Here is a 20,785-nt window from a genome sequence, read left to right on the forward strand (position 1 = left end):
AAGCACTCGCCGACTTGTCTCAAGCCCGCCCAGGTCTTTCAACCCGCCTCCGCCCATCCTCAACACCCCAATCCGTTGCCAGATCTCGAAGCGCTTTTGTCAGCAGCGAAGCCCACGACTGTAGCACGGGTTTTTCGGGGATTGCAAGCGGTCGATCAATTTGGTCTTCGGGGGCGGTGTGCTCGCCGGCTGACGCTGCGGCGTCCATCATCTAGTAGCAGAGGCGGTCGAAGCAGGGCCAGAACGTTAGCTCTGCTCAGTGAACCGCTGCTGCGCCACCTCTGGCGGTTGCGAATTCCTTGCTGGCCGCCGACTGCGGGTCTTCGCTTTCAAGCACGCGCGGCAGCGCCGCCGCCAGCCGCTGGGTATCGGCGCGGAGCACGCGCTGTTTCACGGCCGGAATCTGGGACGGGTGCATGGAGAAGCTGCGCAGCCCCATGGCCAGCAACAGGTCGGTGAAGTCGGGGTCGCCGGCCATCTCACCGCAGACGCTGACGCCTTTGCCTGCGGCGCGTGACTCCGAGATGGCTCCGTTGATGAGTTGAAGCACCGCCGGGTGCCAGGGGTCATACAGATGCGCCACCGCTTCGTCCGCGCGGTCAATGGCCAGCGTGTACTGGATTAAGTCATTTGTCCCGATGGAAACGAAGTCCAGGTGGCGCAGCAGCAGCGGCAGCATCACCGCGGCGGCGGGGATCTCGATCATGACGCCAAGCTCGACGTGGCTAAACGCGTGGCCGGCATCGGTGAGCTGCTGCTGCACCTTGCGGATCGTCTCAATGATCTGCTTCACCTCGCTGAGGTGGGCGACCATGGGCACGAGCAGCCTGACCTTGCCGAAGGCGCTCGCCCGGTAGATGGCGCGGAGCTGCTGGCGAAACATGCTGGGCTCGGCAAGGCTCCAGCGGATGGCGCGCAGGCCCATGGCCGGGTTGAGCACATGCTCATGGCGCAGTTCGGAGACGCTGAGGCGGTCGAGCGGCTTGTCGGCGCCGATGTCGACGGTGCGGATCGTCACCGGCATGCCCTTCATGGCCTCGACGGCCGCCTTGTAGACGACGAACTGCTCGTCTTCGCTCGGCAGGTCGCCGTCGCGGTTCATGAACAGGAATTCGCTGCGGAAGAGGCCAACCCCGGTCGCGCCCGCCGCTACGGCAGCTTCCGCGTCGGCCGGCATCTCGATGTTGGCGTGCAGCTCGATGTGCTCGCCATCCAGCGTGACGGCGGGCGTGTGCCTGAGGCGGCCCAGGCGCGCGCGTTCCAGCTCGCTCTGGCGCTGGCGGAAGCGGTACTCCTCCAGCACGATGGGCGAGGGGTTGACGATGACGGTGCCGGCGTCGCCGTCGATGATGACCCAGTCATCCTGCCGGATGAGGCGCGAGGCCTCGCGGGTGCCGACGACGGCCGGTATGTCCAGGCTGCGGGCGACGATGGCCGTGTGCGAGGTCTTGCCGCCGATGTCGGTGATGAATCCTCGGAAGACGCTGCGCTTGAACTGGATCATGTCGGCCGGCGCGATGTCGGCGGCGACGAGCAGCAACGGGTCTTCACCGCCAAAGTCGCGCGGCGTGACGGGCGTGGGCGTGTCGCCCAGGGCGTGCGCCAGCGCGCGTAGCACGCGCTCGACGACCTGCTCCAGGTCGGCCTTGCGTTCGCGCAGATACGCGTCCTCCATCTCGTCGAACTGGCGCGCCAGCACTTCGAGTTGGGCGGACAGCGCCCATTCGGCGTTGTAGTGGCGGTCGACGATCCACTGGCTGGCGCTGCCGGTGAGGGCTTCGTCATGCAGCAGCATCAGGTGAACGTCGAGCAGCGCGGCGAGTTCGTGGGGCGCGTCGACCGGCAGTTCGTCGCGCAGCGTTTCCAGCTCCAGCACGACGGCATCGCGCCCGCGCAGCAGGCGGGCAATCTCTGGCGCGATCTGGTCGGGCGCGACGAAATAGTGGGCCACGTCGACACGGCTGGACGCCACCAGCACCGCGCGGCCGATGGCCACGCCGCGTGAGACCGCAATGCCGAACACCTGGAAACTCATCAGCACACCCCGCAGATCGAGGGGGCAATGTAGCCGGTTGTACCAGCCTCGCGCGTCATGGTTTCTTCATAGTGCTTTCATGGCTGCGTCAAACCAGACGCTCAGCATTCCGGCGCATGAATCGCAGCCAAATCGTCACGCGTGCGCCGTCGCATGCCCCCGTCATGTCGCGCCCGGAGCGCGCCTCTTCCACCCGCCTGAGCGTCAGCTGGGCCAACAGCGAGGCCGAGGTGCGCGAGGCGCAGGCGCTGCGCTACCAGGTCTTCGCCGTCGAGATGGGCGCGCGCCTGACGCCGAACAACGGCAGGGCGCCCGGCCTGGACATCGATCTCTTCGACGCCCACTGCGAGCATGTGCTGGTGCGTGCCGGCGGGGAGGATGGCGAGCCAGGCCCCGTCGTCGGCACGTACCGCGTGCTGACCCCCGCCGCCGCCAAGCGCGCCGGTGGCTTCTACAGCGACACCGAGTTCGACCTGACACGCCTGCGCGGGATGCGCTCCCGTGTGGCGGAGATCGGCCGGTCCTGCGTGCATGCCGACCACCGCAGCGGCGGCGCCATCATTGCGCTGTGGGGCGCGATGGCCGAGTTCATGACCCGCAACGGGTTGGACACTGTCATCGGCTGCGCCAGCGTCAGCATGCGGGACGGCGGGCATTTCGCGGCCAGCCTGTGGAAGCAGATCGCGGCGACGCACCTCGCGCCCATCGACTGCCAGGTGCGGCCGCGGCTGCCGCTGCCGATCGCCCATCTGCGCCAGGACCTGAACGTCGAAGCGCCGGCGCTGATCCGCGGCTATCTGCGCTGCGGCGCCAAGTTGATGGGAGAGCCGGCCTGGGACCCCGACTTCAACACGGCCGACCTGCCGCTGCTGGTACGCATGGCGGACTTGCCCGCGCGCTTTCGCCGCCTCAGCAGCTGATTACTGGCCTTCGCCGAACTTGTCGTTGACGAGGGCGGTGATCGCGTCCTGCGCCGCCTGCTCGTCGTCGCCTTCAGTTTCCAGCTCGACGGCAGCGCCCAGGCCGGCGGCAAGCATCATGACGCCCATGATGCTCTTGGCGTTCACGCGCCGGCCGTTGCGGCTCATGTGGACGTCGCACTTGAAACTGCCGGCCAGCTTGGTCAGCTTGGCCGAGGCGCGCGCGTGCAGACCGAGCTTGTTGCTGATGGTGAGGGTGGACTTGATCATTCGTCGGGAGGCAAAGGAGGCGTGGCGACGACGCCGGCGACCGCGCCTTGCGCAGCCCTCCGGGCCAATTCGGTCAAGGACTTCTGGCTGGCGTAGCAGAGCGTGCGCCACAGCATCGGCACGCTGACGCCACTGAGCACCTGCACTTGCTCGCCCGCCAGGCGCAGAGCGCCGTTGCAGGGTGTCGCGCCGAAGACATCGGTCAACACCAGCCATTCGGGTTGAGTGGCGCCGGCCATCAGCGCGCGCGCGGCCGTTTCGACGTCGTCGGCGCACATGCCGGGGTGGACGTCCAGCACGGTCAGCGTGGGCGCGCAGTCCGGAAAGGTGTGCTCGGCCACCTGCCGCAGCGCAGAAGCGAGCGGCGCGTGGGCGATCACGAGCAGTTGGGGCATGGGCGGGATGTTAGCGGGCGGGCTCGATGTCCCCATGAACACGCAAGCCGCCGAGAAAGCTGTCCCATGCGGCCGGCTCGTCCTGCGCCGCCGTCATCAGCGCCTGGTAGACCCGCCCACCATGGGAGAACACGGCCACGCGGGCAACGCCGCTGGCGCCGGCGATCCGGTGCTGGGCGGCCTCGGGCAGCGGCGTCATGCCAGGCACCTTCAGCGGCTGCGCTGCCGGCAGCGGTTGGCCGAGCTTGGCGGCCAGCGCCTGGGTCATGGCCTTCAGCGCGGCGCCGGCCTGGGTGGGGTCGGGGCCATCGGCCCAGGACAGCGCGAAGCGCAGCCCCGCCGCCTCGCACTGGGCCAGGCCCATGCCCGGCCGCTGCTCAACCTCGGGCTTGCAGGGGAACAAGGCCACGGCGTTGGACTGCGCCGGCCGCACCTCGCGCCAGTTCAGCGCCGGCTGGCAGGCTGACAGCAACATCAGCATTAGGGCAAATCCGGCAGTGAGACAGAGGCGCATGGCCGAATTATCGGCAGCGGGCCCGCGACAATTCCGTATGCAAGAACTGCCAACCCCACAAGCGCTGGCGGGCGTGCGCGTGCTGGACCTCTCACGCGTGCTGGCCGGCCCATGGTGTACCCAGACGCTGGCCGACCTCGGCGCCGACGTCATCAAGATCGAACGACCCGGCAGCGGCGATGACACCCGCGCCTGGGGCCCGCCCTATCTAAAGGACGCCGACGGGCAGGACACGACCGAGGCCGCCTACTTCCTGGGCGCCAACCGCAACAAGCGCTCGCTGGCCGTCGACCTCGCCACGCCCGAGGGCCAAGCCATCGTCCGCAAGCTGGCGGCGCAGGTCGACGTGCTGGTGGAGAACTTCAAGGTCGGCGACCTGGCCCGCTACGGGCTGGACGCGCAGAGCCTGCTGGCCGAGCACCCCGGCCTCGTCATCTGCTCGATCACCGGCTTCGGCCAGACAGGCCCCTACGCCGAGCGCGCCGGCTATGACTACGCCGTGCAGGGCATGGGCGGGCTGATGAGCGTGACCGGTGAGCGCGACGATCTGCCCGGCGGCGGGCCCCAGAAGGTGGGCGTGGCGGTGGCCGACCTGTTCACCGGTATGTATGCGACCGTCGCCATCCTGGCGGCGCTGCGCTACCGCGACGCCACCGGCCAGGGCCAGGTCATCGACATGGCCCTGCTGGACACCCAACTCGCCATGCTGGCCAACCTGGGCAGCAACTACCTGTGCAGCGGCCAGGTGCCGCGCCGCATGGGCAACGCGCACCAGAACATCGTGCCGTACCAGGTGTTCGAGGCCAGCGACGGCCATCTGATCCTGGCCGTCGGCAACGACCGCCAGTTCGCCAAGTTCTGCGACGTCGCCGGGCAGCCGGCGTGGGCGGCGGATACGCGCTTCGCGACCAATGCCGGGCGCGTGCGAAACCGCGCGGTGCTGGTGCCGCTGTTGGAAGAAACCATCCGCCAGCGCCCGCGCAACGAGTGGCTGAGCGCGCTGGAGGCGGCCAAGGTGCCCTGCGGCTCCATCAATGGCATCGATGAAGCGCTCGCCGACCCGCAGGCACAGGCGCGTGGCGCCGTTGTTGGCATGGATCACCCGCTGACACCTGATTTGCGCCTGGTCGCCAGCCCGATGAAGCTGTCCGCCACGCCGGTGCAGTACCGTCACGCGCCGCCGCTGCTGGGGCAACACAGCCGCGACTTGCTGCGCGAAGCTGGCTGCAGCGATTCCGATATCGATATGTGGCTCGCCGCAGGCGTGGTCGCTTGAGGGCAAACCCACCCATGTGGCCATCGGTTTGGGTTTGCCGACGCATTTCGGTTGCTGGTCGAAGCTTCTTGAGGGCAAACCCACCCCTGAACCAAGGGTTTCCACCCAGGCAGGGGATGGAGCCGGGAGCGTCCTGTCCTCAGCATGCGGTTTCTCACCGCGGCGGGCCAACAACCTAGAACCATCCGTCGCGGCTTGTCGTCATCGGGGTCATGTCCACACCGCCTTCTTCAGCGCCTGTCAGCGCCGCCAACGATGTCACGCCTGAGCCCACGCCGGTGCAGTGGGCCGACATCGTCCAGCAGTTGGGCGCCGAGATCGCCGGGCCGCTGAGCGCGGCGCTGGAGCAGATCCAGGCCCTCGCCACCACCGGCCAGATCGACCGCCGCGGCCTGCGCCTGCTGCGCCGCAGCGTGGACGACGCCCGCACCGCCGGCATGCTTGGCCAGCAACTGTCCCGCCTGGCCTCCGGCCGCCTGCGCCTGAACCGCGAGCGCCAGCACCTCACGCAGATGCTGCGCAGCGTGCTGGCCCAGCGCAGCCGCGAGACCCAGGCGCGTGGCGTGCAGGTGCGCCAGTCGCTGCAGGCCGTGGAGATCTGGGCCGACGGCGCCCTGCTGTTCGCGCTGCTGAACGCGCTGATGGACTGGGCGCTGGCCAACACGCATTCCTCCGTCGACCTGCGCCTGGACCTGACGCCCTGGCCCGTGAAGGCGCGGCTGAGCTGCCGCTTCGCCCACCGCTCGCTGGAGCTGCTGGGCGGGGACACCGAGCCCCGCGCCGCGACGCCGGGGCTGGACTCGCTCGCCTGGAAGCTGCTGGAGCAGACCGCCATCACGCTGGGCGTGTTGCCGCTGCGCGAGCAGGAGGCCGGTATCACGCTGCTGACGCTGGAGTTCAACCAGCTCGCGCCGGACGAGGCACCGCCGCCCGACAGCACCCACGCGCGGCTGGAGGCCGAGGTTGAGCGCATGGGCGGCAACTCGCGCCCGCTGGCCGGCTGCCAGCTGCTGATCCTGTCGGCCCACCGCGACCTGCGCAGCGAGGCGCAAGCCGCCGTGCGCCACATGGGCATGCTGGTGGACGTGGTGGGCAGCGTGGCCGAGGCCGAGCAGTTCTGCCGCGAGGGCCTGCCGCACGCGCTGCTGTTCGAGGCAGGGCTGATGAACGAGGCGCTGCTGCAGCTGATCGCCGAAGTGATGCGCGATGCGCCGGACTTCTGCTTCGTCGAGATGTTCGACGGCGAGCATCGCACCCAGCTGTCCACCGCCACCGACGATGGCCTGGCCCGCATCTCGCGCCGCCACCTGCCGGACGCGCTGCCGTCGCTGCTGATGTTCGAGCTGGCCAAGCGGAACTGAGGGAATTGACGGTTTTCCTAGAATGGCGGCCATGCCCAACCGCCGCACCCTCGTTCCCGCACTCGCGCTGATCTGCGCCGCCGCCCTCAGCGGCTGCGCCCGCGAACGTGCCCCCGAGGTCAGCTACGTGCTGCTGAACGGCCAGAAGGCCAGCTCCCAGCAGTGGGCTGGCAAGGTCATGCTGGTGAACTTCTGGGCCACCAGCTGCGCGACCTGCGTGAAGGAAATGCCGCAGATCGTCGCCACGCACGACAAGTTCAAGGCCCGCGGGCTCGACACCCTGGCCGTGGCCATGAGCTACGACCCGCCCGCGTTCGTGTCCCGCTTCGCCGAGACCCGCAAGCTGCCCTTCGGCGTGGCCATCGACAACACCGGCGCGGTTGCCCAGGCCTTCGGCTCGGTGCAGATGACCCCGACGACCTTCCTCATCAACAAGCACGGCGAGGTCGTCAAGCGCTATGTCGGCGAACCCGACTTCGCCGCGCTGCACGGACTCATCGAGCAGTTGCTCGCAGAGAGCTAGGACCGGCTCACCCGCTGGTTATGGGCGCAGCACGAGGTGTCATGACTGCGGCGCCGCACTTTCCCTGAAACTTCGGCGATGCAAAAGACTCTCGCGGCTGTGGCCGTCACGCTGCTGCTGGCAGCCTGCGCCCATCAGCCACCGCCGCCCGCAACGCCGCCCCTGGTCCAGCCGACCGCCGCCCAGCTAGATGCCGCGCGCCGCGTCGACCTCGATGCCGCCGAACTGACCGGCCTGCTCAACAAGCCGCTCTACAAGATGCAGCCCGCCGAGCTCGGTCGCTTCCTGGCCTGGCAGCAGCTGGACCAGCCCGCGCTGCGCCAACGCATCACCGCGCTGGCGCGCAAGAACATCGGCCAGCCCTACGAGCTCTACCTGCTGGGCGAGTTCCCCTACGAGACCTACGACAGCCAGCCGCTGTTCAACCTGGCCAAGAGCGACTGCGTCGTCTTCGTCGAACACATCTATGCGATGGCGCTGAGCGCGTCGTGGGAAGAATTCTTCTGGATGCTGCAGCGCCTGCGCTACCGCGACGGCGTCATCGGCACGGCCACGCGCAACCACTACACCGAGGCCGACTGGAATGTCGCCAACCGCTGGCTGGTGCAGGACATCACCACCGCGCTCGGCGTGCCGACCCAGGCCTACCACCAACGCATCGACCGCCGCGCCTTTCTGCTCAAGCAGTTCAAGATCCAGCGCGACATCCCGGTGCAGGATTTCGACGACGTCTACGTCGCCAAGCAGGACGTAGCCGCCATCGAGGCGCAGCTGCAGGATGGCGACTTCGTCAACATCATCTCCAGCCGCGGCAATGACTCCTGGGCCTCGCACGTCGGCCTCATCGTCACCGGCGCGGATGGCTCGCGCCGACTGCTGCATTCGTCCGAGCCCGAGGTGCGGGAGGAAACGCTGCAGGCCTTCATCGCCCGCCTGGAGGCGCGGGATGCTCGCAACGCTGGGCAGAACAAGGCGCAACTCGCCGGCTTCAAGTTTCTGCGGCTGAACGACTCGCCCCAGGTGCCACCGATGGCGCCGCAGCCACGCCCCGCGCGACCGGCGGCACTCGCCAACTGATCAGGCGGCGGTGGGGTTCAGGGCCGGATTCAATGCGGCGTGGGCCTGTTCGTCCGCGTGGTAGCTGGAGCGCACCATCGCGCCGACGGCCGCGTGCGTGAAACCCAGCTCGTAGGCTTCCTTCTCGAACTGCTTGAACATGTTCGGCGTTACGTAGCGGCGCACCGGCAGATGGTGGCTCGACGGGGCCAGGTACTGGCCGATGGTGATCATGTCGATGTTGTGCGCGCGCATGTCGCGCATGACCTGGCGGATCTCGTCGTCCGTCTCGCCCAGGCCGACCATGATGCCGCTCTTGGTCGGCACGCCGGGCACCGCCTCCTTGAAGCGCTTCAGCAGATCGAGGCTGAACTGATAGTCCGACCCGGGGCGCGCTTCCTTGTACAGGCGTGGCGCGGTTTCCAGGTTGTGGTTCATCACGTCCGGCGGCGCGGCCTTCAGGATGTCCAGCGCGCGGTCGGCGCGGCCGCGGAAGTCGGGCACCAGCACTTCGATCTGCGTCATCGGGCTGAGCTCGCGGACCTTGCTGATGCACTCGGCGAAATGACCGGCGCCGCCGTCCTTCAGGTCGTCACGGTCCACGCTGGTGATGACAACGTACTTGAGCTTGAGCGCGGCAATCGTCTTGGCCAGGTTCAGCGGCTCATCCACGTCCAGCGGGTCGGGCCGGCCGTGGCCGACATCGCAGAACGGGCAGCGGCGCGTGCACTTGTCGCCCATGATCATGAAGGTGGCCGTGCCCTTGCCGAAGCATTCGCCGATGTTGGGGCAGCTGGCCTCTTCGCAGACCGTGTGCAGCTTGTGCTCGCGCAGGATCTGCTTGATCTCATAGAAGCGGGTCGACGGCGAGCCGGCCTTGACGCGAATCCAGTCGGGCTTCCTCAGCACCTCGGCCTGCGCCACGGGAACGATCTTGATCGGGATGCGGGAGGTCTTGGCCTCGGCCTTTTGCTTGATCGTCGGGTCGTAGGTCGTCGTGTCGGACATGGTCAGGGCGTCGAGACTTCAAATTGGGCCGAGAGCCGCTCGGCGAGCCGCCCGGCCGCAGTCGGCCAGTCGGTGAAAACCCCGAGTTTATCGAGGGATGTGGTTTCCAGCCCTGGGTATCCACACGGGTTGATGCGCTGGAAGGGTTCCAGGTCCATCGCGACGTTGAGCGCGAGGCCGTGAAACGTGCAGTGGCGGCTGACCTTGATGCCCAAGGCGGCCACCTTGGCCAGGCCCTTGAAGGCGTTCGCCGGGTCGACCGGGCCGGCCAGCGCGGCATGGCTGCCGGGGTCGGCCGGGCGCACGTAGATGCCCGGCGCGCTGGCCACGCGCAGGCCGGTCACGCCGTAGCTGTCGAGCGTCTGGATGAGGGCCGTCTCCAGGCGGAAGACGTATTCCTTGACGAAGATGCCCTGGCGCCGCAGGTCGATCAGCGGATAGGCCGTCACCTGGCCCGGGCCGTGGTACGTGACCTGGCCGCCGCGCTCGGTCGGCACCACGGGGATGTCGCCCGGCAACAGCAGGTGCTCCGGCTTGCCGGCGATGCCTTGGGTGAAGGTGGGCGGGTGTTCGCAGAGCCAGAGCTCGTCCGGCGTATCACCGGCATCGGCGGCACCGCGCGCCGCTGTGAAGGCGCGCATGGCCTCCAGCGTGGGCAGGTAATCGACCCGCCCGAGGGTCTTGACGATCATGCACGGCATCATAGGCAGGCGCTGTAAGCCCTCGCCCACCCAAGCCGACTCCACCCGATGAAGATTCCGCTGATTGCCGCCCTGTTGTTCACCGCCTCGCTCACGCAGGCCGCGTCCCTCGACGATGCGGTGGCCGCCTACGACGAGGGCAAGCTGAAGGCCGCCGCCAAGGGCTTCACTGCGGCGGCCAAGCGCGGCGAGGCGCTGGGCCAGTTCAACCTGGCGATGATGAATCTGCGCCGCGAACTACCCAACGCAAGTGATGCCAAGGCCTGGCAGCTGCTGGAACTCGCCGCCGCGCAGAAGTACGCGCTGGCCGAGAACGCGTTGGGCGAAATGGTCGAGCAGGGCCGCCATGGCCCGCTCGACAAGGCCGCCGCCTGCGGTTGGTTTGAACGCGCCGCCGAGCACGGCAACGGCGACGGCGCGCTGGCCATCGCCACCTGCTTCTACCTCGGCCGTGGCCGGGCACAGGACATGGCGCAGGCCCACCGCTGGTACCTAGACGCCGCCAAGGCCGGCGACGTCGGCGCGCAATATCTGGTGGCGTCGATGTTCGAGACCGGGCTGGGCGTGGCAGCGGACGCGCGGCTGGCGCGCTACTGGTTTGACGCGGCCGCGAAGAACGGCGACGTGGCCGCCAAGGCCAAGGTCAAGGCGCTGGACGACGCCAGCTGACGCTCAGAGGACGACCTTGACCATCGGGTGCGTCGTCAGCGTCCGGTAGATCTCATCGAGCTGATCGCGGCTGGTGGCCGTGATGGTGATCGTCAGCCCCAGGTAGTTGCCGGCCTTGCTGGGACGCTGCTCGATGGTGGACGCGTCGAAGCCGGGGTCGAACTGGCGGGCGATGTGGGCGATGGCGTCGACGAAACCGTCGACCTTCGCGCCCATGACCTTGATCGGGAACTGCGACGGGTACTCGATGAGCGACTTCTCGGGCGGCACCTCGGGCAATTCAGGCAAATCGGGAGGCAAGTTCATGGCGTCCTCGCTGCTTACTTGATCCACAGGCGAATGGAGTCGAACGCGCGGCCGAAGATGCCGGCGACCGGCACGGCCTCCTGCACGATCAGCGGCACCTCGGCCACCAGCGCACCGGCCGTCGTCGTCACGCGCAGCGTGCCCACGCGCTGGCCCTTGTTCAGCGGCGCGACGAGCGGGTCGGTGTGCTCGACCTGGGTTTGCAGCTTGCCGGCGTCGCCGCGCGGCACGGCGACGAAGATCGCGTCCGCTGCACCCAACCTGACCTCCTTGGCCTCGCCCTTCCAGATCGGCACCGTCTTGATGGCCGTGCCGGCATCGAAGACCTTGACCGCGTCAAACGCCGTGTAGCCCCAGTTCAGCAGCTTCTGGCTTTCGCTGGCGCGCGCTTCCTTGGAGGCGGTGCCCATGACGACGCTCAGCAGGCGGCGCTTGCCGTTGGGGAAGTCGCGGTTCGCGCTGGCCACCAAGCAGTAGCCGGCCGCCTCGGTGTAGCCGGTCTTCATGCCGTCCACGGTCGGGTCGCGGCGCAGCAGCAGGTTGCGGTTGTCCTGGCGGATCCTGTTGAAGGTGTAGTCGCGCTGCGAGTAGTAGGCGTAGTACTCGGGGTAGTCCGTGATGATGTGGGCGGCCACGCTGGCCATGTCGCGCGCCGTGCTCTTGTGGCCGGGCTCGGACATGCCGGTCACGTTCCTGAACTCGGTGTTCTTCAGGCCCCAGGCCTGGACCTGCCGGTTCATCAACTGCACGAAGTTCTCGACCGTGCCGGCCACACCTTCAGCCAGCGCCACGGCGGCGTCATTGCCGCTCTGGATGATGAGGCCGCGCAGCAGCTCGTCGACCTTGGGCGTCATCGTCGTGTCGATGAACATCAGCGAGGGGTCGCCCTTGCGCTCGTCCCAGGCGCGCTTGGACACGGGCAGCGCCTGCTCCAGCGTCAGCTTCTTCTCGCGCAGCGCGCCGAAGACGACGTAGGCCGTCATCAGCTTGGTCAGCGACGCCGGGTCCTGCGGCGCATCGGCCTCGCGCTCGGCGAGGGTCTTGTGCGACGTCAGGTCGATGAGCACGTAGTTGCGCGCAGCAATCTCGGGCGGCAGCGGCGCCTGGGCCTGGGCGGTGAGCGCCAGGGCTACGGCCAGCGAGGCAATGACGGAAGAGAGGATTCGTTTCATCGGCTGGATCAGGCGCGTCGACTAGATCTTTGTGAGATCGAAAGCGCGCACGACAAGGGATTTGAGCAGAGGCAGCTGCCCATGGAAGAAATGGCCCACGCCGGGGACGACGATGACGGGAAGGCACTGCGGCCGCGCCCAGTCGAGCACGGCGGAGAGAGGCACGACGTCGTCGACCTCGCCGTGGATGACTACGGTGTCGGCCGGCACGGGAGCGGTGTCGAAGCGGCTGGTAGCCGGGCCGACGAGGACGAGGCGCTTCGCCGCTTGGGCCGGCTCGGTCAAGCGCAGAGCGGCTTGCGCGGCGACGTAGCCGCCGAAGGAGAAGCCGGCCAGGACCAGCGTCTCGCCGGGCGCGCGCAGGGCGTCGTGCACCGCCATCGCGTCATCGACCTCGCCGCGCCCTTCGTCCCACGCGCCTTCGGATTTGCCGATGCCGCGGAAGTTGAAGCGCACGGCGCGCCAGCCGAGCTGGATGAAGGCGCGCGCCAGCGTCTGCACGACCTTGTTGTCCATCGTGCCGCCCTGGGTCGGGTTGGGGTGGCAGATGAGCGCGGTGCCGACGGGCGTGGCGCCTGAGTCGGAGCCTGGCGGAAGGTCGATGGCCACCTCGATCTGGCCAGCCGGGCCGGCGATGAGGCGCTTGTCGGTCTGCGAGTTCATCGACCGACGTCGTCCGGCAACACCAGGCGTTCGACGACTTGGCCGTCGCGCAGATGGCTTTCGACGATCTCGTCGAGATCGCTCTTGTCGACCCAGGAGTACCAGACGGCTTCCGGGTAGACCACCGCCACCGGCCCGCCGGCGCAGCGGTCCAGGCAGCCGGCCTTGTTGACCCGTACGCCGCCCTTGCCGGCCAGGCCGAGTTGCTTCACGCGGGACTTGCAGTGATCGAAGGCGCCTTGGGCGTCGTGGTCGCCGCAACTGGCCTCGCCACTGGCGCGCTGGTTCAGGCAGACAAAGAGGTGGCGCTGGTAGTAACTCATCGCGCCGCATTCTCTCATCGGGGGTTGTGCACCAGCCGCGCGGCCAGCCAGGCCAGCGCAATGAAAGGCCAGGTCCAGGCGACCCAGCGCGTCAGGCCGTAGAGGTTGACGAAGCGGCCATGCTCCCAGGCCTGCAGGTTCAGTGCCAGATACGGGTCGCTGGGCGCGACGCTGATGAGGCCGATCAATGCGCACAAAGCGAAGAGGCCCAGCGCTGCAGCCACGCGCGATGGCAGCAGGCAGGCCAGCACACACAACGCTATGCCGAGGCCGACGCCGGGCCGGGTCGCCTCGCTGAGCCAGGCCCAGGCATGGTCGGGCCCGAAGGCCATGGCCGTGGCCGTGGCCGTGCCAAGCAGGCCAAGCAGCACGGCGCCGCCGGCCAGCACGAGACGGCGCAGGCCGGCGCGGGCAACCGTGATCATCAGCAGCACGGGCGCGACCAAGCCCAGCCCGATCGCCAGCGCCTGCAGGCCGGGTGGCAGTTCGCTTTCGACGGCGACGGCGTCGCCCCAGCTCAACGCCCAGGGGGTCCCGGACAGGCCGTCCAGCAAGGTCTCTCGCCACCAGGGCAGCCACTGACCCAAGCCGAAAGGCAGTGGCGTGGGATAGAGCAGCGCCACGGGCCACAGCGCCAGCAGGGCCAGCGCCGGCGCGCTGCTGGCGCCGAACCAGTGGTCACGCACGTCCTCCCAGCGCTGCAAGCCGCCCAGGCTGTTGAGCAGCACGCCGAGCAGCGCACCCAACGTGCTGCCGGCGGAGTTCAGCGCCAAGTCCGACAGCGACGGCACACGGCCAGGCAGGAAGAACTGCAACGTCTCCATCAGCAAGGACAGCGCCGGCCCTGGCAGCAGCCCGAACACCAGCGACACCCGCAGGCCCCAGCCCGAACGCATCCCCGCCGCAAAGCCCAACAGGCCGAGCGGGATGTAGCCGAGCAGGTTGGCTTGCATGTCATAGGCATAAAAGCGCGGCGGCCAGGGCAGGTCGAACACCCACGGCAAACCCATGCCGGGCGGCCAGCGCCAGGGCCAGAACGGGTAGAGGCTGGCGTAGGCGACCAGCCCGATGTGGGCCAGCAGCAGCCAGGTGGCGGAGCTCTGCCGGTGGCGCATTCGGAGGTTTAGAACGGCTTGACCGTCACCAGCACGACGATGGCGGTGAACAGCAGCACGGCGCTCTCGTTGTAGACGCGGAACCATTTGTGGCTGCGGCGGTTGGACAGCTCCTCGAAGCTGCGCAGCAGACGCCGGTTCATGTGATGCAGGCCGAGCGCACCAACGACCAACAGCATCTTGGCGTGCAGCCAGTAGCTGCCGGCAAAGCGGCTGACGCCCCAACCCACCAGCACCCAGATCCCGAGCAGCAGCGCCACGCCCATCAGGATGCTGCTGAAGCGGTGCAGCTTGTGTGCCATCAAGAGCAGGCGCTCACGTTCGGCATGGCTGTCGGGCGCCACCATGGCCAGGTTCACGAAGATGCGCGGCAGGTAAAAAAGGCCGGCGAACCAGGCGGCGACGAAGACGATGTGGAAGGCTTTGACCCAGAGCATGCGGCCATTATGGGCAGCGCCGGCCGGTGCTCCGCCGATGCGAAGAACCATAAAAAAGGCCCCGGTAGAAACCGGGGCCGAGAAAGCCTTTTCGCTGTCATCACGTCAAGGCTCCTGCTCAGGGAGGAAAAGCAGGGAACGACGACCTTGCGGCTATCATTCGACGGCAAGTTTAGCGCGCCTGAGCGGTAGCGTCACGAATAAATGACGCTGGATGTGTTGTCCAGCACACGCCGGGCCGCAGCCCCCTCATCTGCCTGCCCCGTTCGAGGATTCGCCTTGGCCCGCTCAGTTGTCACCTCATCCGCCTTCCCTGCGGCGCGCCCGCGCCGCCTGCGCCGAGACGCCTTCACGCGTGCTCTCGTCCGCGAGCATTCGCTGACGGCCAGCGACCTCATCCTGCCCGTCTTCATCCACGAAGGTGAGAACCGCCTGGACGCCGTCGCCTCCATGCCCGGCGTGTCGCGCCAGAGCCTGGACCACCTGCTGCGCACGGCCGAACAGTGCGTCGAGTTGGGCGTGCCGGTCATCGCGCTCTTTCCTGTCATCGATGCGGCGCTGAAGACGCCCGACGGCGCCGAGGCGCTCAACCCCGACGGCCTGGTGCCGCGCGCGGTGCGAGCGTTGAAGACGCACTTCCCGCAACTCGGCGTGCTGACCGACGTGGCGCTGGACCCCTTCACCAGCCACGGCCAGGACGGCGTCATCGACGAGAGCGGCTACATCCTCAACGACCCGACCGTCGAGATCCTCGCCAGGCAGGCCATCGTGCAGGCCGATGCGGGTGTGGACATCGTCGCGCCCAGCGACATGATGGATGGGCGCATCGGTGCCATCCGCCAGTCGCTGGAGGCCGCCGGCCACATCCACACGCGCATCATGGCCTACAGCGCCAAGTACGCCAGCGCCTTCTACGGCCCCTTCCGCGACGCCGTCGGCTCGGCCGGCAACCTGGGCAAGGCGGACAAGAAGACCTACCAGATGGACCCGGGCAACAGCGACGAGGCCTTGCGCGAGGTGGCGCTGGACCTGGCCGAGGGCGCCGACATGGTCATGGTGAAGCCCGGCATGCCTTACCTGGACGTCGTGCGCCGCGTGAAGGACGAGTTCCGCGTGCCGACCTTCGCCTATCAAGTGAGCGGCGAGTACGCGATGCTCAAGGCCGCTGCGGCCAATGGCTGGCTGGACCATGACGCCGTGATGATGGAGTCGCTGCTGGCTTTCAAGCGCGCCGGTGCCGATGGCGTGTTGAGTTATTTCGCGCTCGACGCCGCGCGGCTGCTGAAGCAGGGCTAGCTCGGCGATGCGGGCCTTCCACATCCTGCCGGACGACTTCGGCGAACTCGTCGCACTCCCCGACACGCTGCCCGAGCGCGGCTTCCTGTGGCTGGGCTACGGCCGGCGCGAATTCGAGGTGGGCGAGGCTGCCGCGCAGCAGGCGCTGGTGCGCTGGGGCTGCGGCAGCATCGTCGACCTGCATGTGGCCGACCTGATCAACAACCAGTTGCCCTCGCACTTCGACTACACGTCCTGGTACGACATGCTGGTGTTTCGCCGCCTGGCTGCGGCACCCGGCAGCCAGGACCTGTTCGTCGACGACGAGCACGGCACGCTGGCCTCGGCGCAGCGCGCGCTGCGCGCCATCGACACCAGCCCGGTCGGCTTCGCCGTCTTCGACCGCGTGCTGGTCACGGTGCACCCGACCGACTGCCAGGTGCGCGAGTTCTTTGCGCAGAAGCTCGACCGCCTGACCGAAGGCCGGGACAAGACCGCCGCGCGCGGCAGCGCCCGCATGCCCACCAGCTCGGCCGACCTGATGCTGCGCATGGTCAACCACATGGTGGACAGCTACCTGGAGCTGCGTCGCCTCTTGACGCGCCAGCTCGGCACGCTGCAACGCGTGCTGCTGGACCAGAACAGCGAGTTCAACGACTGGCCCTTGCTGCTGGCAAGCCGCGACGCGCTGCACCGGCTGGAGGACACCTGCGAGGACCAGCGCGCCGCCATCCAGGAATGGATAGACGCGCTGGACGAATGGCCGGCCGACGACGACCCGCACGTGACCCGCGAGCGCGAGCTGCTGCGCGTGCGCTCGCGTGACGTGCTGGAGCATGTGGAGCGGGTGCTGACGCATGTGCGCCGGCTGGAGTCGTCGGCCGAGTCCGCCGTGCAGATGCACTTCAGCGCGCTGGGCCACCGCACCAACAGCATCATGCGCACGCTGACGGTGCTCACCGCCATCTTCCTGCCGCTGAATCTGATCACCGGCATCTTCGGCATGAACTTCGACTGGATGCCGCTGATCAAGAACCCGAACGGCTTCTGGGAGGCGTCGCTGCTGATCGTGACCGTGGCGCTAGGGCTGTGGCTGTTCTTCCGCGGCAAGCGCTATCTGGACGGGCGCTGATAGGGGTCGGCGAAGCCCAGCGCGGCGAGGATCTCGGTCTCGCGCGCTTCCATGCAGTCGGCCTCGTCGTCGGCCTCGTGGTCATAGCCCTGCGCGTGCAGCGTGCCGTGCACGAGCATGTGGGCGTAGTGGTCCAGCAGTGGAATGCCCATCTCCATCGCTTCCTTCTCCACGACCTCGGCACAGATGACGAGGTCCGCACCGACGACGGGCTCATGGCTGTAGTCGAAGGTCAGCACATTGGTCGCGTAGTCCTTGCTGCGGTAGTCGCGGTTGAGCGCGCGGCCCTCCTCGGCGCCGACGATGCGCACGGCAATTTCGCCCGGCAGCTCAAGCGCCGCGCGGATGAAGCGCTGCACCTTGTGACGCGGCAGCAGCGCGCGGTGGCGCGGGTCGGCGAACTGCAGCGACAGCTTGAGTTCCGGCTTCATTGCTCACGCGCCTCGCGCAGCGCGCGCGCCTCGTAGGCCTCGACGATGCGGGCCACCAGCGGATGGCGCACGACGTCGGCGCTGGTGAAGCGCGTCATCGCGATGCCCTTGACGTTGGCCAGCACATGCTCGGCATCGATGAGGCCGGACTGCGTGCCGCGCGGCAGGTCGATCTGGCTGGTGTCGCCGGTGACGACGCATTTGCTGCCGAAGCCGATGCGCGTCAGGAACATCTTCATCTGCTCGGGCGTCGTGTTCTGGGCTTCGTCCAGGATGACGAAGGCGTGGTTCAGCGTGCGGCCGCGCATGAAGGCAAGCGGCGCGACTTCGAGCTGGGCCTTCTCGAAGGCCTTGGTCACGCGATCGACGCCAAGCAGTTCGTAGAGCGCGTCGTAGAGCGGGCGCAGATAGGGGTCGACCTTCTGCGTCAGGTCACCGGGCAGGAAGCCCAGGCGTTCGCCGGCCTCAACCGCCGGGCGGGTCAGGATGATGCGCTGCACGGCCGAACGCTCCAGCGCGTCCACGGCGCAGGCAACGGCGAGAAAGGTCTTGCCGGTGCCTGCGGGGCCGAGGCCGAAGGTGATGTCGTGCGACAGGATCTGCTGCAGGTACTGGTGCTGGCGCGGCGTGCGGGCCGCCAGGTCGGTGCGGCGCGTGCGCAGCACCAGGCCGCCGTCGTCGCCGGGCCTGGCCTCGGCCGCCTCGGAGGCCTCGGGCGTCTTGGCTTCGACCAGAGCGAGCTGCATGGTCTCGGCGGGAAGCGGGCGGCGGGCGCGCTCGTACAGCGTCTCCAGCAACGCCTTGGTGCGGTCGACCGCGGCCTTGGGGCCGTCGACACGGAACTCGGCATCGCGGCGGCTCAGCTTCACGCTCAGCGCCGCCTCGATCTCGCGCAGGTGGATGTCCAGGCTGCCGCAGACGCGGGCCAGGCGGGTGTTGTCGACGGGTTCGAGGACGAAGCGCAGGATCACTTGGGGCAGCAAAAATGGAGCAGTCGTGGATTGTCGCTGGTGCATTCCCGGCCCGGCGGGCACCGGGCCTCCCGCACAATGCCGCCCCATGACGTCCCCCACCGCGCGCAGGGCCGCAATGGCCTGGCGCCCGCCCCTGTTTCTGTTGATGCCCCTGGCTGCGCTGTGGCCGGCAGTCGCCCACGCGCAGGCCCATGCCCAGGCAGGCCTGTACTGGGCCGCCGCGTTGCATGGCTGGTTGGCGGCCATGCTGGCGCTAATGGCCACGGTGGTCGGCCTCGTCTCCAGCCTGCACCACCGCGAACGGCCGGCCAGCTTCCTCGTCGGCATGATGCTGAGCTGGGTCGTGCTGCGCGCGACAGCTGCGCCCGGCGCTGCGGGCCTGCGGCCGCTGCTGATGACGCTGCTGGTGCTGTGCGGCGTGCAGTTCCTGCTGCGCCAGATGAACTGGAAGCGCAGCTGGATCGACCACGCGCTACTCATCCAGTGCCTCGTCGTGCCGGCCAGCCTGCTGCTGGGGGGTGGCCAGGTCGGCATCCTCGGCACGGTCTGGCATGCGGTGCTGAGCCTGGAACTCGTGGCCGCCATGGGCTGGTCGCTGTGGCTGCGCCGCCTGCGTCTGCAGGCTTCGCCCGACGAGACGCAATCGCGCGAGCTGCGCCTCATGGCCGCGCTGCTGCTGCCGACGATGCTGGCCTTGCTGGCCGAAATGGGCCTGTCCGGCGTCAGCGAAACGCTGTGGTTCACGGCCTCGCCGTGGCTGGGCCTGCTGCTGCCCCTGCTGATGCTGGCCCTGGGGCTGCAACTGGTGAACCAGGTCGCACATGCCCGGGTCGAGGCCGAGAAGCGGGTCGCCACCGTCGAACAACGCGTGGCCGAGCGCATCGCCGAGGTGGAACGCAGCCACAGCCAGTTGGCCGAGCAAAAGCTCGAACAGGTCACCGAGCGCGAGCGCAAGCGCATTGCCGCCGACCTGCACGACGACCTCGGCGCCAAGCTGCTGACCATCGTGCACACCAGCGAGTCCGACCGCATCTCGACGCTGGCGCGCGAGGCGCTGGAGGAGATGCGGCTGTCGGTACGCGGCCTGACGGGCAAGCCGGTGCACCTCATCGACGCTTTGGGCGACTGGCGTGCGGAAGTGGTTTCACGCCTGGGCCAGGCCAACATCCTGGCCGAATGGAAGAGCCCCGCCGAAGACATCGAGCACACCTTCCAGGCCCGCTCCTATGTGCAGACGACGCGCATCCTGCGCGAGTCGGTCTCCAACATCATCAAGCACAGCGGCGCGACCAATGCGACGATCTCCAGCGCCTTCCAGGACGGCGACTTCGTGCTGACCATCCAGGACAACGGCCAGGGCATCCCGTCCGAACTGGACGGTCGCCTGGACAGAGGCCACGGCATGGCGAGCATGAAATCACGTGCCAAGCAAATGCATGGCCAGTGCCTCGTTGAATCCGGCCCCGGCTGGGGTACCGTTATCCGGCTGACCATTCCGCTGTGATTTCGCTCTGATTCCAAGGCCCCCATGAACCACATCCTGCTGCTCGAAGACATCCCGGAGATCCGCGCCTGGCTGAAGGCGCTGATCAAGCAGGTGTTCGCCAATGCCCAGATCACCGAATGCTCGCGGGTGCAGGACGCGCTGTCCCTCGTCAACGGCCAGCGCTTCACGCTCGCGCTGCTCGACCTGGGTCTGCCGGATGGGTCGGGCGTCGAGGTCATCGCCGCGCTGCGCGAGAAGCAGCCCGAGGTGCAGTCCGTCATCGTCACCATCCACGACGACGACGAGCACCTCTTCCCCGCCCTGCAGGCCGGTGCCTTCGGCTATCTGCTGAAGGAACAGTCGCGCGAGCTGCTGGTGGAACAGCTGCAACGCATGAGCGGTGGCGAGCCGCCGCTGTCGCCGTCCATCGCGCGCAAGGTCATCGCCTACTTCGCGGCGCAGGTCAAGAAGCCGCCTTCGCCGCTGCTGCACGAAGTCTCGCTGACCGACCGCGAGACCGAAGTGCTGCTGCGCGTGGCCAAGGGCTACACACTGCCAGAAATCGGCGTCCAGCTCGGTTTGAGCCGCCACACGATCGCCGACTACGTGAAGCAGATCTACCGCAAGCTCAATGTGAGCTCGCGGGCCGAGGCCGCGCTGGAAGCGCAGCGGCTGGGTTTGTTCGGGCGAAACTAATGATTTGGGGATGGACCTGCGTGCGCAGCGCGCAGCTCCGTCCTCAA

24 protein-coding genes are annotated in these 20,785 nt (G+C 68.1%); 10 read left to right on the top strand and 14 right to left on the bottom strand.

The genetic code is table 11. The features are described 5' to 3' along the window. Positions 1-256 precede the first annotated feature (256 nt). A complete protein-coding gene (gene ptsP, locus ABIS05_RS15500; RefSeq protein WP_348012297.1) occupies positions 257-2,035 on the bottom strand; it encodes a phosphoenolpyruvate--protein phosphotransferase in 1,779 nt (592 codons plus the stop codon). Between the two features lie 164 nt (positions 2,036-2,199). Between ptsP and ABIS05_RS15505 the strand changes: the two genes are divergently transcribed. Beyond that, positions 2,200-2,955, top strand: coding sequence for a GNAT family N-acyltransferase (locus ABIS05_RS15505; protein WP_348012329.1), 756 nt, complete (start codon positions 2,200-2,202; stop codon positions 2,953-2,955). Here the strand turns inward: ABIS05_RS15505 and ABIS05_RS15510 are convergent, their stop codons facing one another. The 3 genes from ABIS05_RS15510 to ABIS05_RS15520 are packed head-to-tail and all read right to left on the bottom strand — an operon-like array spanning position 2,956 to position 4,101. After that, positions 2,956-3,225, bottom strand: a complete 270-nt coding sequence (locus tag ABIS05_RS15510; RefSeq protein ID WP_348012298.1) for an HPr family phosphocarrier protein — start codon at positions 3,223-3,225, stop codon at positions 2,956-2,958. After that, on the bottom strand, positions 3,222-3,620 hold the full coding sequence (locus ABIS05_RS15515; protein WP_348012299.1) for a PTS fructose transporter subunit IIA: 399 nt from the start codon (positions 3,618-3,620) through the stop codon (positions 3,222-3,224). The genes ABIS05_RS15510 and ABIS05_RS15515 overlap by 4 nt, the downstream gene beginning before the upstream one ends. A gap of 10 nt (positions 3,621-3,630) precedes the next feature. Then, a complete protein-coding gene (locus ABIS05_RS15520; RefSeq protein WP_348012300.1) occupies positions 3,631-4,101 on the bottom strand; it encodes a hypothetical protein in 471 nt (156 codons plus the stop codon). A 70-nt stretch (positions 4,102-4,171) separates the two neighbouring features. Between ABIS05_RS15520 and ABIS05_RS15525 the strand changes: the two genes are divergently transcribed. From ABIS05_RS15525 to ABIS05_RS15540, 4 genes are all read left to right on the top strand, one after another. Next, positions 4,172-5,410, top strand: coding sequence for a CaiB/BaiF CoA-transferase family protein (locus tag ABIS05_RS15525; protein WP_348012301.1), 1,239 nt, complete (start codon positions 4,172-4,174; stop codon positions 5,408-5,410). Positions 5,411-5,622: 212 nt separating this feature from the next. Then, positions 5,623-6,771 carry a hypothetical protein gene (locus ABIS05_RS15530; RefSeq protein ID WP_348012302.1) on the top strand — a complete coding sequence of 383 codons (1,149 nt, stop codon included), beginning with the start codon at positions 5,623-5,625 and terminating at the stop codon, positions 6,769-6,771. Positions 6,772-6,802: 31 nt separating this feature from the next. Continuing rightward, entirely contained in the window at positions 6,803-7,294 is a 492-nt protein-coding gene (locus tag ABIS05_RS15535; RefSeq protein ID WP_348012303.1) for a TlpA disulfide reductase family protein, read from the top strand. A gap of 78 nt (positions 7,295-7,372) precedes the next feature. Further along, positions 7,373-8,371: an N-acetylmuramoyl-L-alanine amidase-like domain-containing protein gene (locus ABIS05_RS15540; protein ID WP_348012304.1), complete on the top strand. Its 999-nt coding sequence runs from the start codon at positions 7,373-7,375 to the stop codon at positions 8,369-8,371. Here ABIS05_RS15540 and lipA read toward each other — a convergent pair whose 3' ends face one another. Together lipA and lipB are read right to left on the bottom strand one after the other, a co-directional pair. Continuing rightward, positions 8,372-9,358 carry a lipoyl synthase gene (lipA, locus tag ABIS05_RS15545; RefSeq protein WP_348012305.1) on the bottom strand — a complete coding sequence of 329 codons (987 nt, stop codon included), beginning with the start codon at positions 9,356-9,358 and terminating at the stop codon, positions 8,372-8,374. A 2-nt stretch (positions 9,359-9,360) separates the two neighbouring features. After that, entirely contained in the window at positions 9,361-10,050 is a 690-nt protein-coding gene (gene lipB / locus ABIS05_RS15550) for a lipoyl(octanoyl) transferase LipB (RefSeq protein ID WP_348012306.1), read from the bottom strand. Between the two features lie 57 nt (positions 10,051-10,107). Between lipB and ABIS05_RS15555 the strand changes: the two genes are divergently transcribed. After that, complete coding sequence (locus ABIS05_RS15555; protein WP_348012307.1) at positions 10,108-10,728, top strand: tetratricopeptide repeat protein; 621 nt, start codon at positions 10,108-10,110, stop codon at positions 10,726-10,728. A 3-nt stretch (positions 10,729-10,731) separates the two neighbouring features. Here the strand turns inward: ABIS05_RS15555 and ABIS05_RS15560 are convergent, their stop codons facing one another. Genes ABIS05_RS15560 through ABIS05_RS15585 form a run of 6 tightly spaced genes read right to left on the bottom strand, consistent with a single transcriptional unit; the run spans position 10,732 to position 14,744 of the window. Next, a complete protein-coding gene (locus ABIS05_RS15560; protein WP_348012308.1) occupies positions 10,732-11,034 on the bottom strand; it encodes a DUF493 family protein in 303 nt (100 codons plus the stop codon). 14 nt (positions 11,035-11,048) lie between these two features. Further along, entirely contained in the window at positions 11,049-12,206 is a 1,158-nt protein-coding gene (locus tag ABIS05_RS15565; RefSeq protein ID WP_348012309.1) for a D-alanyl-D-alanine carboxypeptidase family protein, read from the bottom strand. Positions 12,207-12,227: 21 nt separating this feature from the next. After that, positions 12,228-12,869 (bottom strand): alpha/beta fold hydrolase, encoded by a 642-nt coding sequence (locus tag ABIS05_RS15570; protein ID WP_348012310.1) that lies wholly within the window; start codon positions 12,867-12,869, stop codon positions 12,228-12,230. Beyond that, complete coding sequence (locus tag ABIS05_RS15575; RefSeq protein WP_348012311.1) at positions 12,866-13,192, bottom strand: (2Fe-2S) ferredoxin domain-containing protein; 327 nt, start codon at positions 13,190-13,192, stop codon at positions 12,866-12,868. Before ABIS05_RS15575 ends, ABIS05_RS15570 begins: the two co-directional genes overlap by 4 nt. 14 nt (positions 13,193-13,206) lie before the next feature. Further along, positions 13,207-14,307, bottom strand: coding sequence for a VanZ family protein (locus tag ABIS05_RS15580; RefSeq protein ID WP_348012312.1), 1,101 nt, complete (start codon positions 14,305-14,307; stop codon positions 13,207-13,209). 8 nt (positions 14,308-14,315) lie between these two features. Then, positions 14,316-14,744, bottom strand: coding sequence for a CopD family protein (locus tag ABIS05_RS15585; RefSeq protein ID WP_348012313.1), 429 nt, complete (start codon positions 14,742-14,744; stop codon positions 14,316-14,318). Between the two features lie 279 nt (positions 14,745-15,023). Between ABIS05_RS15585 and hemB the strand changes: the two genes are divergently transcribed. Continuing rightward, entirely contained in the window at positions 15,024-16,040 is a 1,017-nt protein-coding gene (gene hemB / locus ABIS05_RS15590) for a porphobilinogen synthase (protein ID WP_348012314.1), read from the top strand. 7 nt (positions 16,041-16,047) lie between these two features. After that, positions 16,048-17,151, top strand: a complete 1,104-nt coding sequence (locus tag ABIS05_RS15595; RefSeq protein ID WP_348012315.1) for a magnesium transporter CorA family protein — start codon at positions 16,048-16,050, stop codon at positions 17,149-17,151. Here ABIS05_RS15595 and ybeY read toward each other — a convergent pair. Both ybeY and ABIS05_RS15605 read right to left on the bottom strand, forming a co-directional pair. Next, the gene (ybeY, locus tag ABIS05_RS15600) at positions 17,133-17,582 is read right to left on the bottom strand and encodes an rRNA maturation RNase YbeY (protein ID WP_348012316.1); all 450 of its coding nucleotides are present in this window, start codon (positions 17,580-17,582) and stop codon (positions 17,133-17,135) included. The genes ABIS05_RS15595 and ybeY overlap by 19 nt on opposite strands. Continuing rightward, complete coding sequence (locus ABIS05_RS15605; RefSeq protein ID WP_348012330.1) at positions 17,579-18,553, bottom strand: PhoH family protein; 975 nt, start codon at positions 18,551-18,553, stop codon at positions 17,579-17,581. The genes ybeY and ABIS05_RS15605 overlap by 4 nt, the downstream gene beginning before the upstream one ends. Before the next feature lie 88 nt (positions 18,554-18,641). Here ABIS05_RS15605 and ABIS05_RS15610 point away from each other — a divergent pair, with 88 nt between their 5' ends. Together ABIS05_RS15610 and ABIS05_RS15615 are read left to right on the top strand one after the other, a co-directional pair. Continuing rightward, complete coding sequence (locus tag ABIS05_RS15610) at positions 18,642-20,060, top strand: ATP-binding protein (protein WP_348012317.1); 1,419 nt, start codon at positions 18,642-18,644, stop codon at positions 20,058-20,060. Between the two features lie 24 nt (positions 20,061-20,084). Beyond that, complete coding sequence (locus ABIS05_RS15615) at positions 20,085-20,738, top strand: response regulator transcription factor (RefSeq protein WP_348012318.1); 654 nt, start codon at positions 20,085-20,087, stop codon at positions 20,736-20,738. Positions 20,739-20,785: the final 47 nt, after the last annotated feature.

The organism is Roseateles sp. (assembly GCF_039929605.1).
In the GTDB taxonomy this organism is placed as follows: Bacteria; Pseudomonadota; Gammaproteobacteria; order Burkholderiales; family Burkholderiaceae_C; genus Pelomonas.

Coding starts and splice junctions, on each gene's coding strand:
- ptsP (WP_348012297.1), bottom strand. CDS start 2,035: ATGAGTTTCCAGGTGTTCGGCATTGCGGTCTCACGCGGCGTGGCCATC.
- ABIS05_RS15505 (WP_348012329.1), top strand. CDS start 2,200: ATGTCGCGCCCGGAGCGCGCCTCTTCCACCCGCCTGAGCGTCAGCTGG.
- ABIS05_RS15510 (WP_348012298.1), bottom strand. CDS start 3,225: ATGATCAAGTCCACCCTCACCATCAGCAACAAGCTCGGTCTGCACGCG.
- ABIS05_RS15515 (WP_348012299.1), bottom strand. CDS start 3,620: ATGCCCCAACTGCTCGTGATCGCCCACGCGCCGCTCGCTTCTGCGCTG.
- ABIS05_RS15520 (WP_348012300.1), bottom strand. CDS start 4,101: ATGCTGATGTTGCTGTCAGCCTGCCAGCCGGCGCTGAACTGGCGCGAG.
- ABIS05_RS15525 (WP_348012301.1), top strand. CDS start 4,172: ATGCAAGAACTGCCAACCCCACAAGCGCTGGCGGGCGTGCGCGTGCTG.
- ABIS05_RS15530 (WP_348012302.1), top strand. CDS start 5,623: ATGTCCACACCGCCTTCTTCAGCGCCTGTCAGCGCCGCCAACGATGTC.
- ABIS05_RS15535 (WP_348012303.1), top strand. CDS start 6,803: ATGCCCAACCGCCGCACCCTCGTTCCCGCACTCGCGCTGATCTGCGCC.
- ABIS05_RS15540 (WP_348012304.1), top strand. CDS start 7,373: ATGCAAAAGACTCTCGCGGCTGTGGCCGTCACGCTGCTGCTGGCAGCC.
- lipA (WP_348012305.1), bottom strand. CDS start 9,358: ATGTCCGACACGACGACCTACGACCCGACGATCAAGCAAAAGGCCGAG.
- lipB (WP_348012306.1), bottom strand. CDS start 10,050: ATGATCGTCAAGACCCTCGGGCGGGTCGATTACCTGCCCACGCTGGAG.
- ABIS05_RS15555 (WP_348012307.1), top strand. CDS start 10,108: ATGAAGATTCCGCTGATTGCCGCCCTGTTGTTCACCGCCTCGCTCACG.
- ABIS05_RS15560 (WP_348012308.1), bottom strand. CDS start 11,034: ATGAACTTGCCTCCCGATTTGCCTGAATTGCCCGAGGTGCCGCCCGAG.
- ABIS05_RS15565 (WP_348012309.1), bottom strand. CDS start 12,206: ATGAAACGAATCCTCTCTTCCGTCATTGCCTCGCTGGCCGTAGCCCTG.
- ABIS05_RS15570 (WP_348012310.1), bottom strand. CDS start 12,869: ATGAACTCGCAGACCGACAAGCGCCTCATCGCCGGCCCGGCTGGCCAG.
- ABIS05_RS15575 (WP_348012311.1), bottom strand. CDS start 13,192: ATGAGTTACTACCAGCGCCACCTCTTTGTCTGCCTGAACCAGCGCGCC.
- ABIS05_RS15580 (WP_348012312.1), bottom strand. CDS start 14,307: ATGCGCCACCGGCAGAGCTCCGCCACCTGGCTGCTGCTGGCCCACATC.
- ABIS05_RS15585 (WP_348012313.1), bottom strand. CDS start 14,744: ATGCTCTGGGTCAAAGCCTTCCACATCGTCTTCGTCGCCGCCTGGTTC.
- ABIS05_RS15595 (WP_348012315.1), top strand. CDS start 16,048: ATGCGGGCCTTCCACATCCTGCCGGACGACTTCGGCGAACTCGTCGCA.
- ybeY (WP_348012316.1), bottom strand. CDS start 17,582: ATGAAGCCGGAACTCAAGCTGTCGCTGCAGTTCGCCGACCCGCGCCAC.
- ABIS05_RS15610 (WP_348012317.1), top strand. CDS start 18,642: ATGACGTCCCCCACCGCGCGCAGGGCCGCAATGGCCTGGCGCCCGCCC.
- ABIS05_RS15615 (WP_348012318.1), top strand. CDS start 20,085: ATGAACCACATCCTGCTGCTCGAAGACATCCCGGAGATCCGCGCCTGG.